The sequence below is a fragment of the Cohnella rhizoplanae genome, from assembly GCF_948329515.1.
GTDB lineage: Bacteria > Bacillota > Bacilli > Paenibacillales > Paenibacillaceae > Cohnella > Cohnella rhizoplanae.
Genome location: NZ_CAOJCN010000008.1, coordinates 164351 through 178594, shown reverse-complemented (window position 1 = coordinate 178594; position 14244 = coordinate 164351). Strand labels below are relative to the sequence as shown.

The 14244-nt window shown below is 62.5% G+C and carries 8 protein-coding genes and 1 riboswitch; all 8 genes read left to right on the top strand.

Annotation, left to right across the window (positions count from 1 at the left end; genetic code table 11):
* Nucleotides 1-290: 290 nt before the first annotated feature.
* The 8 genes from PQG80_RS14390 (at nucleotide 291) to PQG80_RS14355 (ending at nucleotide 14210) form a co-directional block, all read left to right on the top strand.
* A complete protein-coding gene (locus tag PQG80_RS14390) occupies nucleotides 291-923 on the top strand; it encodes a D-sedoheptulose-7-phosphate isomerase (protein ID WP_271752063.1) in 633 nt (210 codons plus the stop codon).
* Entirely contained in the window at nucleotides 920-1894 is a 975-nt protein-coding gene (locus PQG80_RS14385; RefSeq protein ID WP_271752062.1) for an ROK family protein, read from the top strand. Before PQG80_RS14390 ends, PQG80_RS14385 begins: the two co-directional genes overlap by 4 nt.
* Before the next feature lie 39 nt (nucleotides 1895-1933).
* Complete coding sequence (locus tag PQG80_RS14380; RefSeq protein ID WP_271752061.1) at nucleotides 1934-4111, top strand: Sip1-related alpha-galactosidase; 2178 nt, start codon at nucleotides 1934-1936, stop codon at nucleotides 4109-4111.
* A 177-nt stretch (nucleotides 4112-4288) separates the two neighbouring features.
* Nucleotides 4289-4762 carry a peroxiredoxin gene (locus PQG80_RS14375; protein ID WP_271752059.1) on the top strand — a complete coding sequence of 158 codons (474 nt, stop codon included), beginning with the start codon at nucleotides 4289-4291 and terminating at the stop codon, nucleotides 4760-4762.
* Nucleotides 4763-4938: 176 nt separating this feature from the next.
* On the top strand, nucleotides 4939-6459 hold the full coding sequence (guaA, locus tag PQG80_RS14370; protein ID WP_271752123.1) for a glutamine-hydrolyzing GMP synthase: 1521 nt from the start codon (nucleotides 4939-4941) through the stop codon (nucleotides 6457-6459).
* A 204-nt stretch (nucleotides 6460-6663) separates the two neighbouring features.
* Nucleotides 6664-11517 carry an S-layer homology domain-containing protein gene (locus PQG80_RS14365; RefSeq protein ID WP_271752058.1) on the top strand — a complete coding sequence of 1618 codons (4854 nt, stop codon included), beginning with the start codon at nucleotides 6664-6666 and terminating at the stop codon, nucleotides 11515-11517.
* A gap of 138 nt (nucleotides 11518-11655) precedes the next feature.
* Nucleotides 11656-12408, top strand: a complete 753-nt coding sequence (locus PQG80_RS14360) for a YdcF family protein (protein ID WP_271752122.1) — start codon at nucleotides 11656-11658, stop codon at nucleotides 12406-12408.
* Between the two features lie 189 nt (nucleotides 12409-12597).
* Nucleotides 12598-12698, top strand: a riboswitch (purine riboswitch).
* Nucleotides 12699-12818: 120 nt separating this feature from the next.
* A complete protein-coding gene (locus PQG80_RS14355; protein ID WP_271752057.1) occupies nucleotides 12819-14210 on the top strand; it encodes an NCS2 family permease in 1392 nt (463 codons plus the stop codon).
* The last annotated feature ends 34 nt before the right edge of the window (nucleotides 14211-14244 follow it).

The window sequence follows — 14244 nt, the reverse complement described above, 5'->3', positions numbered from 1 at the left end:
GATAGCGGAAAAAAGTTCCGCTATGGCGTCGGCGAGCGAGGCTGGCTAGTGTGATAGCGGAAAAAAGTTCCGCTATGGCGTCGGCGAGCGGGGCCGGCGGGTGCGATAGCGGAAAAAAGATCCGCTATGGCCTCGGCGAGCGGGGCTGGCGGATGCGATAGCGGAAAAAAGTTCCGCTAATGGTGCCGGTGAGCGAGGCTGGCTAGTGTGATAGCGGAAAAAAGTTCCGCTATGGCACTGGTGAGCAGGGCCGGCGGCTGTATTAAATGAATGGAATGGAGGTGCCGCGCTTGAGCCGGACATTGGAGGAACTGATCGCTAAGTATCCGGAGCTGGCCGTGTGCCGGGCGGATGTCGAGGCGGCGTACGAAGCGGCGCGGTCTTCGTTCGCGCGGGGCGGCAAGATGCTGCTGGCCGGCAACGGCGGCAGCGCCGCGGACTGCGAGCACGTGGTGGGCGAGCTCATGAAGGGCTTCATGTCGCCTCGCCGTCTGGGCGCCGGCGAACGGGAGAGGCTCGCGATCTGGGGCGAGGAGGATGGCGCGTACCTGGCCGACCGGCTCCAGGGCGCGCTGCCCGCGATCTCGCTGGTGAGCCAATCGGCGCTGGCGACGGCGTATATCAACGACGTGGCGGCGGACATGGTGTTCGCGCAGCAAGTATATGGTTACGGGAGGCCGGAGGATACGCTGGCGGTGTTCAGCACGTCCGGCAACTCGGCCAACGTGGTGCGCGCGGTTCAGGTCGCCAAGTCGCTGGGACTGGCGACGATTGCCTTTACCGGACGAGGTGGCGGCAAGCTGGCGGCGTTGTGCGACGTCGCGATCCGCGTGCCCTACGACCGGACGCCGGACATCCAGGAGCGGCATCTGCCGATTTATCACGCGCTGTGCATCATGCTCGAGGAGGCGTTTTTCCCATGAGGCGGTTGCTCGGCGGTCTGGATATCGGAGGCACGAAGTGCTCGGCCGTCATCGGGGAGGCGTCCGAGAGCGGGATCGATATTATGGGGAAAACGAGCTTTCCCACGCCATCGTCGCCCGAGGAGACGATGGCGGCCTTGATGGCGGCGCTCGAGGCGCTGCTGTCGGAACAAGGTGCGGCAGCCCGGCCGGACGCCGTCGGCGTCAGCTGCGGCGGGCCGCTGGATAGCGAAGCCGGACTCGTACTGTCGCCGCCCAACCTGCCCGGCTGGGACGGCATCGACGTGCTGACGCCGCTGCGCGGGCGGTTCGGCGTGCCGGCGGCGCTGCAGAACGACGCCAACGCCTGCGCGCTGGCCGAATGGCGCTGGGGGGCAGGAAGGGGCACGCGCCATATGGCGTTCCTGACCTTCGGCACCGGCATGGGCGCAGGGCTCATCCTGAACGGACGCCTGTATACGGGCGCCAACGACATGGCCGGCGAAGTCGGCCATATTCGCATGCGCGACGAAGGTCCGCTCGGCTATGGCAAGCCCGGCTCCTTCGAGGGCTTCTGCAGCGGCGGCGGCATGGCGAGGCTGGCGATCGGCATGGCCGAGGAATGGGCGCAGGGCGGCAAGAAAACGGCGCTGACGATCGACGCCGCCGACGCCGGGGGGTTGACGGCGCGCCGGATCTTCGAGGCCGCGCACGAAGGCGACGAGCTCGCGCGGCTCGTCGTCCGCGTCACGGGAATCGAGCTGGGCAGAGGGCTGGCAATGATGGTGGACATGCTGAATCCGGAGGCGATCGTCATCGGCAGCATCTATGCCCGTCAGGAGCCGCTGCTGGCGCCGATCGTGCTGGAGACGCTGCGGCGCGAGGCGCTGCCCCGGTCGCTGGCGGCTTGCAGGATCTTGCCGTCGCAGCTGCGCGAGAACGTCGGGGACGCGGCGAGCCTGTCCGTCGCGATGCACGCGCTGGAGCCGTAAGACTGATCGGACATGTTTAACGGCATGAAGGAGGGAAGCATGATGTGGTTCGAATGGATGCGCAAGGCGGGTTCCGGCTCCGGTCCGGGTCTGGACGCCGGGCTTGTGCGCTGCAGCGTGAAGCTGGCCGATCCGGGCGGAGGGACAGTAGAGCTGCAGCTCTCGCCTAATACCGTGGATACGTCCGCTTCGACGGATAACGACGCAAATCTAAACGGCGAGGCGAGATACGTCTTCGCTGACGAAGCCGCCCGCGCCAGCGTGACGCTCATCCTGCGGAACGCGGGAGACTGCGTGACGGGACATATCGAGGCCGCGCTGGCGAACGACAGCGCGTTCGGACGCCAGCGGACGTTCGCCGTGTCCGGCGCCGTCGAGATCCGGCTGGGCGCTAGCGGCCAGCCGGGCCGGTGGATGGCCGTTTACCAGCACAAAGACTGGTGGACGCGGCCTGCCTTCGGCACGGACTGGACGGAGATTCCGGACCGCACGCAGTTGCTGCTGTGCGGCGGGAACGACCGCTACGCGCAATTGCTGCCCGTCAGCGGCGGCGCGGTCAGAGCCGACGCGTCCGGCTGGGCGTCCGGCGTCTCGCTGCGGCTGAGTCCGGGACAGAGCGGACTGACGCGGATCCATACGCTGGCGTTCGTGCTGGGCGAGGGCGAAGATCCGTACGCGATGGTCGAACGCCACGCCGCCGCGGCTGCCGAGTCGCTCGGAAAGCCCGGGATGCTGCGCAAGGACAAGACGTATCCGCCCCTCCTGGACAAGGTCGGATGGTGCAGCTGGGACGCCTTTTACCATCGGGTCCATGAAGAAGGGCTGCTGCAAAAAGCGGAAGAGCTTCAGCGTCTAGGCGTACCCGCCGGCTGGTTTATGATCGACGACGGCTGGTCGGACGTGCGCGACGGCAAACTGGCCCGGTTCGAGGCGGACGCGGCGAAGTTCCCCGGGGGACTCGGACGTACGGTCGACGCGCTGAAAAACCGGTTCGGCGTCGCGCACGTGGGCGTATGGCATACGATCGCCGGCTACTGGGGCGGGATCGACCCGTCGAGCGACGAGGCGCGCGCCTACAGCCGCTCCTTGCGGACGAACGCCCGCGGACAGCTGCTGCCTTCGCCGGAGCCCGGCGAGGCGTTCGGATTCTGGCACGGGTGGCACGGCTGGCTGGCCCGGCAGGGCGTCGACTTCGTGAAGGTCGACAGCCAGAGCGCGACGTCGAACTTCTGGGAGGGCGCGTACGCTTACGGCGACGCCGCGTCTGCCGCGCATGCCTCGCTGGAGGCTTCCGTCGCGCTTCACTTCGATTCGGCATTGATCAACTGCATGGGCATGGCCGCCGAGAACGTCTGGCACCGGCCCAAGTCCGCCGTATCCCGCAGCAGCGACGATTTCGTGCCGCAGGACCTGCGGGGCTTCGCGGAGCATGCGCTCCAGAATGCATACAATTCCTATTGGCACGGCGCATTCTACTGGGGCGACTGGGACATGTTCTGGTCCGAGCACCAGGATGCGCGCGCCGGCGCGCTGCTCCGTGCGATCAGCGGCGGACCGGTCTACGTGAGCGATCCCCCCGGACAGACGGATGTCGCGCTGCTGCGGCCGCTCGCCTACCGCGACGGCACGCTGCTTCGCTGCGACAGGGTGGCGGTCCCGGCTCCGGACTGCCTGCTCCGGGATCCGACGCGGGAAGCGCTGCCGCTGAAGCTGTGGAATACGACCGGGGGCGCGGGCGTGGTGGCGATCTTCCGGATCGACGCGGAGGCGGGCGGCATGGAAGCCGCTGTCGGACCGGGCGACGTGCCGGGCTTGAGCGGCGAACGCTTCGCCGTGCACGCGCACGGCTCCGGCCATGCCGATATCGTCGGCCGCGGCGAATCGGTCCCGCTGAGCCTTGCGCCGGGCGAGTGCGCGATCTGGACCGTCGTGCCGATGACGAGCGGGTTCGCGCCGCTGGGCCGGCTCGACAAGTTCGCGGGTTCGCACGCGGTGCTATCTTGTGTCGAAGACAGCCGCGGCCATATCCGTATCCGGGTCCGCGAGGGCGGCGGGCCGTTCGGCTTCGTGTCCGACAGGGTGCCGGCATCTGCGCTGCTGGACGGCGAGGATGTCGAAGTTCAAGAGGCCGGATCGCGATTTTACACCGTCGAATTGCCGGCAGACAAGGGCGAATGCAGCCTCGACATTGAACTTTCGAACGCCGAAACCCCTTGATCTGCGCGGGAAGCCGCCCTATAACCGGATTCGCCAAGCCCGCGAGGGGTGGCGAATCCGGTTATTCTTTTCCCGGGAAATAACGTCAATTGCCGCGCGCCCGCCGACATGCTTTTACTCCGTTAACAACATCTGCTACGCTATGGGGAGACCTGTAGATTAAAAGGAGAGAAGCAAGTGGAAGCATCGCTTCAAGTCGGTTCGCCCGCGCCGGATTTCGAGCTGGAGAGCGCGGAGGGTCCCGTCCGTCTGAGCCAATATCGCGGCCGCAAGGTCGTGCTTTATTTTTATCCGAAGGACAATACGCCGACCTGCACGCAGGAATCGTGCGACTTCCGCGACGCCCATCCGGCGTTCGGCGAATCCGGCGCCGTCGTGCTGGGGATCAGTCCTGACGACCTCACGGCGCATCGCAAATTCGCGGACAAATTCGGCTTGCCGTTCTTGCTGCTGTCGGATCCAGACCACCGGACGGCAGAATTATACGGCGTCTGGCGGCTCAAGAAGCTGTACGGCAGAGAATACATGGGCGTCGTGCGTTCGACGTTTCTCATCGACGAGGCCGGCATTCTGCGCCGCGAATGGCGGAACGTGCGGGTGAAGGGCCATGCCGAAGCGGTTCTCGCGGCGGCGCGCGAAGGGGGCGCCTAGCCGCTTCCGCAAAAGGTCGAATCGCCTTGACGCTGTCGAAGCGGCGAAGCTATAATTACAACAATCGATTTGCGTATCCGGCATGAGGCGGGCGTCCGTCGCAGCAACGACCGACGCCGATGCCCGCCCAACCTTTAGGAGGCTCTGTTCAACCAGTGACTAATCATGAGCATGAAATGATCGTGGTTCTCGACTTCGGCGGCCAGTATAACCAGCTCATCGCCAGGCGGATCCGCGATCTCGGCGTGTACAGCGAACTGCTCCCCCACAACACCCCCGCGGACAAGCTTCGCGCGTTGAAGCCCAAGGGCATCGTATTCTCCGGCGGTCCGGCCAGCGTCTACGCGGAGGGCGCGCCTTCCGTCGATCCGGGCGTCTACGAGCTTGGCATCCCGATCCTCGGCATCTGCTACGGCATGCAGCTCATTACCCATCAGCAGGGCGGCAAGGTCGAACCTGCGTCCAAGCGCGAGTACGGCAAGTCCGACGTCGACTTCGTCGCCGATTCGCATCTGATCCGCGATCTCGAGACGCGCCAGACCGTCTGGATGAGCCATGGCGACCACGTCACCGAGCTGCCTGCGGGCTTCCGCGTCGACGCCAGCACGCCGCATGCGCCGGTCGCGGCCATGAGCCACGCGGAGCGACGTCTGTACGCCGTGCAGTTTCACCCGGAGGTTCGCCACTCCGTTTACGGCAACGAGATGATTCGCAATTTCCTTTATAATATCTGCGATTGCAAGGGCGACTGGAGCATGGAGTCGTTCATCGAGGACATGATCGAGGAGATCAAGCGCGAGGTCGGCGACCAGAAGGTACTGTGCGCGCTGTCCGGCGGCGTCGACTCGTCCGTCGTCGCGGCGCTCATCCACCGCGCGATCGGCGATCAGCTCACCTGCATGTTCATCGACCACGGCCTGCTGCGCAAGGGCGAAGCCGAGAGCGTCATGGAGACGTTCGTCGGCAAGTTCGATATGAACGTCGTCAAGATCGACGCGAGCGCTCGCTTCCTGGGCAACCTGCGGGGCGTCAGCGATCCCGAGCAGAAGCGCAAGATCATCGGCGGCGACTTCATCCGCGTCTTCGAGGAGGAGTCCGCGAAGTTCGACGACTTCGCCTTCCTGGCGCAGGGCACGCTCTACACCGACATCGTGGAGAGCGGCACGGCGACCGCGCAGACGATCAAGTCGCACCACAACGTCGGCGGCCTGCCGGAGGACATGAAGTTCAAGCTCGTCGAGCCGCTCAAGGCGCTGTTCAAGGACGAGGTGCGCAAGGTCGGCGCCGAGCTGGGCCTGCCTGACGCGATCGTCTGGCGCCAGCCGTTCCCGGGTCCGGGTCTGGCGATCCGCGTGCTGGGCGAGGTCACCGAGGACAAGCTGGAGATCGTCCGCGAATCCGACGCGATCCTGCGCGACGAGATCGCCAAGGCCGGGCTCGACCGCGAGATCTGGCAGTACTTCACCGCGCTGCCCGGCATGAAGAGCGTCGGCGTCATGGGCGACGGACGTACGTATTCTTACACCGTCGGCATCCGCGCCGTCACCTCGATCGACGGCATGACCGCCGACTGGGCGCGCATCCCGTGGGACGTACTCGAGAAGATCTCCGTGCGCATCGTCAACGAAGTGCGGGACGTCAACCGCGTCGTCTACGACATCACGTCGAAGCCGCCGGCGACGATCGAGTGGGAATAGGTTTACGGGAATCAGCAAAAATCGACTCCCTTCTATCTGCGTTGTTTAGCAGATAGAAGGGAGTATTTTTTATGACCTCAAATATAGCGGTAGTGGAGTCTATAATACGTCAAATTCTTTCATAAATCTTTCATAGGGATGTTGTATTATTAGAAATATGTCTATTTATAAAGCTATAAATCAGGATCAGAGAGGGAGACCGTCTTGAAAAAATCATTGATCGCACTACTATCATTCCTGTTAGTTTTCAGTACGCTATTCGTCCCCCCCAAGGCGAACGCGGCGACCGGGTTAACGTTCAAGAGCGTGTCTTCGGGAACGTACGCGACGCTCGCGCTTGACGCTGCGGGGCATATTTGGGCTTGGGGCGCTAACGACAGCACGTTCGGTGACGGAACTTTAGCGCCCTCCGGTATGCCGAAGCGCATCGACGTGATGAACGGGGCAACACCCGTAACGTTCCGGGATGTGCAGATTGAACGGAGGGTCTCGCTGGCGCTCGATACCAGCAATCATCTGTGGATAACCGGAGAAGATGTGTTCGGCGCGCAGGGCAACGGGGCCGGCCAATCCGACGCGACGGCTTGGACCAAGCTTCCTGTATCCGATGGAGGAGGAGACGTCACCTTTACAGCTATTGCTGTGGCAGCCTTTAACGGATTCGCCATCGATAGCCACGGCTCGCTGTGGGGCTGGGGAAGGGCGATCGGCGAAGCGCCGGTGAAGCAGACGGTGACGGACGGAATGGGCTTTGTCTCCTTCAAGCGCATAGCGGCCGGTGCCACGTTCGCACTCGCACTCGACACGTCCAACCGGCTCTGGAATTGGGATCTTAATAGTATCGGCTCTAGTCCGGCAGAGTTCGGTTTGCCGGAAACGTTCCAGGCGATCTCTACGGGCCAAGGCGGTACTGGCGGCAACGACAACATGCTTTACACCGCTCTGGATACAGATAGTCATATCTGGACAGGGGGAAATAACAGCGATGGCCAATTGGGAGATGGGGGCGCTTCGGGAACAGCAGGTACTGCCGTGCCTGAGCTCCGCGATCTTAAGGAGGACGGCGCGACTGTCAAATTCAAATCGCTGTCCGCCGGCACCCGGCACGTGCTGGCCGTAGATGCGGCAGGCGACATCTGGAGCTGGGGGACTAACGAGTCGGGGCAACTGGGGGACGACACGACGGCCGATAATGGAACGCCGCGCAAGAGGACTGTAATGGAAAGCGGCAATCGGGTAGAGTTCGTGTCGGTCTTCGCCGGTGAAGCCAGGTCGTTCGCCATTGATGCCGACGGACTGATCTGGACGTGGGGCTACCAAGCGCAAAAGGTACCGACCCGATTAAAGTTCTTGCCTGCGGTAACGCTTAGCGTATCGCCGACGTCTCCTACGACCAAGCTGGAGTCGGTCACGCTGACGGCGACGGTAACCGGCGATATGGAGACGCCGACCGGCACGGTCGAATTTAAGGACGGCGCCACCGTGCTGGGGAGCGCTTCGCTTGCCGGCGGAACCGCGACGTACTCGGCAACTTCTTTGGCTACAGGAGCCCGTAACTTGTCCGTTAGTTATCAAGGAGATAGTCACTATGCGGCGGCTAACTCTGCCAGCGTCTCCCACCAAGTCAACATGCCGGCAGCGCCCGGGCTGACACTAACTCCTTCGCCGACGAGCGACACATTCGATCCGGTGACCGTCACCGTGGCACCTTCGATCAACGGCAGCGGCAATACGCTCAGTCTCCTGAAGTGGCTGGCCGGGAGCAAGACCGTGTCCGACTTCGCGAGCGCGGGAGCCTCGATCACGGCAACCTCGAAGTTCGATGCGGCGAGCAATGGAACTTATACGGTCTATGCGAAGGACGCGGCAGGCAACGAGGTTGTTAAGACGATTAATATAAACAACATTCTGACCGCCGGCAACCCGGCGGCGCTGGATGCAGCGATCTTGACGGCGGAGCAGGCGCTGGCGGACCATCCGGCAGGGACGAGCGTCGGACAAGCTTCCGCGAGCGCGAGGAACGCACTGCAGTCGGCGATCGACGCAGCGCAACTGGATGCGGACGATGCGGAGCATCGAACGCAGGCGCAATTGGACGCAGCAAAGACGACGCTGAACGGCGCGATTGCGACGTTTAACGGGTTAGTGATCGTAGCCGGCAATCCGGCGGCGCTGGATGCAGCGATCTTGACGGCGGAGCAGGCGCTGGCGGACCATCTCGAGGGGACGGACGTCGGACAAGCGTCCGCGAGCGCGCGGAACGCGCTGCAATCGGCGATCGACGCTGCGCAGGACATCTCGGATGACGCAGCGAATCAGACGCAAGCGCAATTGGACACGGCAAAGACAACGCTGAACGGCGCAATCGCGACGTTTAATGGGTTAGTAATCGTAGCCGGCGATCCAGATGTGCTGGATGCTGCGATTACGACGGCGGAACAGACGTTGGCGGATCATCCGGAGGGGACGGGATTCGGGCAAGCGTCCGCGAGCGCGCGGGACGCGCTGCAAACGGCGATTGACGCGGCGCAGAATGTCTCGGATGACGCAACGAATCAAACGCAGGTGCAGCTGGATACGGCAACGACAACGCTGAACGGCGCGATCGCGACGTTTAACGGGTTAGTGATCGTAGCGGGCGATCCGGCGGCGCTGGATGCCGCGATCTTGACGGCTGAGCAGGCGTTGGCGGACCACCCGGCAGGAACGAACGTCGGGCAAGCGCCCGAGAGCGCGCGGGACGCGCTGCAGTCGGCGATCGACGCAGCGCAACTGGATGCGGACGATGCATCGCACCGATCGCAGGCGCAATTGGACGCTGCAAAGACAACGCTGAACGGCGCGATCGCGACGTTTAACGGATTAGTGATCGTAGCCGGCGATGCAGCGGCGCTGAATGCCGCGATCTTGACGGCGGAGCAGGCGCTGGCGGATCATCCGGAGGGAGCGGAGCTCGGCCAGGCGTCGGAGAGCGTTCGCAGCGCGCTGCAATCGGCGATCGATGCGGCGCAGGCGGTGTCGGATGATGCGGCGAACCAGACGCAAACGCAATTGGACACGGCAACGACAACGCTGAACGACGCGATCTCGGCGTTCGGGCTGACGGTCGTCGGCGTCGTCCTGAACGTGCCGGGCGCAGGCTTGTACGGCATAGGAGACACGCTCGCCTTCACGCTGACGTATCGCGACGAGGTGAACGTCGCCGGCATGCCGCGGCTGGCGCTTGCGCTCGGAGCCGGTTCCGTCGCGGACACCGTCTACGCGGAGTATACGGGGGCGACAGGCGTACCGACGACGAGCTTGTCGTTCAAGTATACAGTGCCCGAAGGTATGGTAGATGAGGACGGCATCGCACTCGAAGGCCGGCTTGATCTGCCGGCTGGCGCGGCCGTCACGCTCGTCGCGGGCGGCGCGGATGCGCTGGCGGACTTCGCCGTTCCCGAGACGAGCGGCATTCGGCTGATCGGGCAGGCGCCGACGCTTGAGCTGAGCGCGAGCGACGCGCCGCGCACGTCGGCCGATGTGGCCGTGACGGCGGCGGTATACGGCGAAGCGACAGCGGGGAATTCGCTCGTTAAGCTGAATTGGCTGTTGGGAGCGCATGAGATCGCCGACTTCGCGGGAGGTGCGGCCGGAGCGTCGATACTCGAGCCGAGGGCGTTCACGGCGCAGGCGAACGGAGACTATACCGTGTATGCCCAGGATGCCGCGGGCAACGAGTCCGTAGCGGTCATTACGATCTCTTCCATCGCGTATCCGGTCAGCACGCCGGGTACGACGGTTGAACTGTCGCCGGACGGCGGCGTAGTGGTCCGTGTCGCCGATTCTGACATCGTGAAGGAAATACAGCCGGACGGAACCGTGACGGAGAGGGTCGAGCTGACGGACGCGTTGATGGACCGGATTCTGGAGCAGTTGAAAAACGCCGGCAAGCCGACCGTGACGTTGGTGATCGACGACACGGAACGGGCGGTGAATGTACGCTTCCCGGCCGATCGACTTGGGGAGCAGCTCGCCGTTTACCCGAACTTGCAATACGAGGTGCGACTGAACGACTCCAGCTTCCTGCTGCAGGTTGACGTATTGGATCTGGCCGATCTGGCATCCCGGCTAGGCGTCGATTTAAAGGACATGAAGGTAAGCATGCTGACGTCGCAAGTGATCGGACCGGCCAAGGCCGAACTGGAGCGGCTCGCGGGCGCGAAGGGAATGAAGCTGGTCGGTCAAGCGGTCGATTATCGCATTATGGTGACGGGCGGCAGCCGCTCGATCGAAGTGACGGATTTCGGCGGCACGTACATGGCTCGGGCTATCGTCATGGCGTCGATCGGGCCTGGCAAGAGCTATACCGCCGTCGTGTATGACCCAAGCGTTCCGTCGTTTTCCTTCGTTCCGGCCGTACTGGGAACGAGAAGCGACGATAAACAGCAAATGTCCATGAGGACCCCGCATAACAGCATCTATGCCATCATGGAGACGACAAAGCGTTCGTTCGACGACCTGTATGGCCATTGGGCGAAGGAAGACGTGGAGCTGCTGGCGTCGAAGCTGATCGTGCAGGGCGTATCGGATACGAAGTTCTCTCCTGGCGGAGCCATCACGCGCGCGGAATTCCTCACGCTGCTCGTGCGGGCGCTGGGCATAAGAACGGATGCGGATGCGACAGCTTTGAGCTTCGTGGATGTGCCGTCGTCCGCTTGGTACGTGTCGGAGGTAGCGGCCGGCGTGAAGGCTGGATTGGCGAAGGGGCTGGATGCAGACCGCTTCGACCCGAACGGCAGGGTGACGCGGGAGCAGATGGCGGTCATGCTGGACCATGCGCTACCGCTGGCAGCGGTGCAGGGTATCGAGTCTGCCGCCGTATCCGAGTCTGTCGATTTCGCTGATGCGAACCGCATCTCGTCTTGGGCTAGCGCAGCGACCCGGCGGGTCGCAGAAGCCGGCATCGTGAAAGGCAACGCGGACGGACGCTTCGAGCCGCAAGCGTACGCGACCCGGGCTGAAGCGGCCGCGATGCTTAAGCGTTTCTTGTTGACGGTACGGTTTATCGATGGATGATAGTCGTGTCATAAGTTTGCAAATCCTTTTTATTTGCGCATTGCGCGGATAAAGGGGATTTTTTTATGTCTCGGTTAGTTGATATGATATAGACGATTGACTTAACCTCGCAAATTTTAAGGCAAAGGGGGCATTAAGCTGATTTATATCATTAAGTTCATATACAGCTTCGTGCTGCCGCCGGGAATCTTCGTCCTGCTGCTGTTGGCGGCGGCGGTATGGCTTTGGAAGAAGGCGCGCAAACAAGCGTGGCTGATCGCCGGCATCGCTCTGCTTTTCTATCTCTCCGTCATACCGCTCACGAGCCAGACGCTGATCCGATCGCTCGAGAGGCAATACGATCAGCCTGACGCCGTTCAAGGCGACGTCATCGTGGTGCTGGGCGGCGGGGCGACGCGCTCGACGCCCGATCTCGGTGGCGAAGGCAATCTGGGAGGAGGGGCGGCTAATCGGCTGTTGACTGCGGTTCGTCTGCATCGGATGACGGGACTGCCGATTCTGTTCTCGGGCGGCCAAGTGTTCTCCGACAGCGGCAACGAGGCGGACATCGCCAGACGGCAGCTCATCGGGCTAGGCGTACAGGACATCGACATCCTCGTCGAAAACCGCTCGCTCAATACGGAGCAGAATGCCGTCTATACGGCGGCTATGCTGCGGGAACGCGGTTTGTCGCATCCCGTACTCGTGACCTCCGCGTTTCATCTGCCGCGCGCGATGGGAGAGTTCCGCCGGGCGGGCGTCGAACCCGAGCCTTTTCCGACCGATTATCTGGCGAGCGGAGGACGCCTGCGCCTATACGCCGGCATGTTCGCGCCGAATAGCGGAGCGGCCGGTACGACGGGGCTCGCGCTTAAGGAATATCTGGGCATGCTGGCGTTTAAGCTGCGATGAGGTTATAGGATCTTAACCGCGCAATCGCCCATTGTTCACTTTGAGTCCGCTTTCAACGTACATTGAACGAATATCTTTAGAATATATTGCTAGATCATTAACATAATCGACGGTTTTAGACTTTAACATTCATATTTTTTGTTGACACGCTACAAATTCCGGCACTAGAATATGCATGGGACCACTACTGTATACAACAGCATATGTTTTCGTATATTTCCGGGGATCGGCCCGGATGTCTCTACAAGGTCACCGCAAAGGACCTGGCTACGAAAAGCGCGCACGGCAAGAGGAGCGGACGGCTCCTGTGCATGATGTTGCGTGCTTATGCGGAACCTAGGAGAGTAATCTTCTGGGTTATTTGGTTGTGGCGCCGACTTTAACTGGGCGAAAGGGGAGCTAAGGAGACGATGGAACGTTTCTTTAAGCTGAAGGAATTCGGTTCGAACGTACGCACGGAGATCATGGCGGGCATCACGACGTTCATGACGATGGCGTACATCCTGGCGGTCAATCCGCTGGTGCTTGGAGGATCGGGTCTCGACACGTACGGCATTTTCCTCGCGACGGCGCTGGGCGCCGGCATCTTCACGCTCGCGATGGGCTTGTTCGTCAACTTCCCGGTCGCGCTCGCGCCGGGCATGGGGCTTAACGCGTACTTTGCGACGACCGTCGTCGCGTCCAAGGCGACAGGGCATGAGATATCGCCGTCCATGGCGCTGGCCGCGGTATTCATCTCGGGGATTATCTTCATTATTCTGACCGTCACCAAGATCCGCCAGATGTTGATCGTGGCGATCCCGGACAGCATCAAGTACGCGATCACGGTCGGCATTGGCCTGTTCATCACGATTATCGGCCTCAAGGGCAGCGGACTGCTGACGATCTCGCTGAGTCCTTTTGCCGACTACGCCGCAGGCTCGTACTCGAACCTGAACAGCAACGAGACGATCTTCCATCTGGGCGACATCACCGAGCCGTCCGTATGGCTGACCGTGCTCGGCCTGCTGATCATCAGCGCGTTGATGGTGCTCCGAGTGCGCGGCGCCATTCTCTACGGGATTCTGCTCACGACGCTGATCGGCGCGATCCCGGGCGTAGACGTCGTTAGCTTCGACTCGTTGAAGGGTTCGGATTGGGTGCCGAACTTCAGCAAGCTGAACTTCTGGGACTTCGACTTCGCCGACCTGCTGACGACCGGTCTCCTCTCGGCGATCGCGACGTTTACGTTCGTCGAGCTGTTCGACACGTTCGGCACGATGGTCGGCACCGCGAACCGCGCCGGCTTTTTCAAGGACAAGGAGAAGGGGCGCAAGCTCGTCGGCAAGGCGATGCTCGTCGACGCCGTAGCCGTGAGCGGCGGCGCCATGCTCGGCACGAGCACGATGACGGCGTTCGTCGAGAGCTCCGCCGGCATTGCCGAAGGCGGACGCACCGGCCTGACGTCCTCCACGACCGGCGTGCTGTTCCTGCTGTCGTTGTTCCTCGCGCCGGTCGCGCTGCTCGTGCCGTCTCCGGCAACGAGCGCCGCGCTCATCATCGTCGGCGTCCTCATGATGCAGTCCGTCAAGGAGATCGACTTCGAAGATCTCGTCGTCGGCATCCCTGCGTTCCTGACGATCGCCATGATGCCTTTCACCTACAACATCGCCAACGGCATTTCCTTCGGCATCATCTCGTACGTCGTGCTGGCCGTCATCGCCAACCTGGCCGGCAAGAAGAAGTACCAGGTGCACTGGCTGATGTGGGTGCTGTTCGTGCTCGTGATCGCGCGTTACGTGTTCATCGGCGCGGAAGGCTGATATTCATCCGTTCCCGCAATCGATCTCCGCTTCC

What these genes read in the sequence shown, in the direction of transcription:
- PQG80_RS14385 (WP_271752062.1), top strand. Translation starts at nt 920, where the DNA reads ATGAGGCGGTTGCTCGGCGGTCTGGATATCGGAGGCACGAAGTGCTCG.
- PQG80_RS14380 (WP_271752061.1), top strand. Translation starts at nt 1,934, where the DNA reads ATGATGTGGTTCGAATGGATGCGCAAGGCGGGTTCCGGCTCCGGTCCG.
- guaA (WP_271752123.1), top strand. Translation starts at nt 4,939, where the DNA reads ATGATCGTGGTTCTCGACTTCGGCGGCCAGTATAACCAGCTCATCGCC.
- PQG80_RS14355 (WP_271752057.1), top strand. Translation starts at nt 12,819, where the DNA reads ATGGAACGTTTCTTTAAGCTGAAGGAATTCGGTTCGAACGTACGCACG.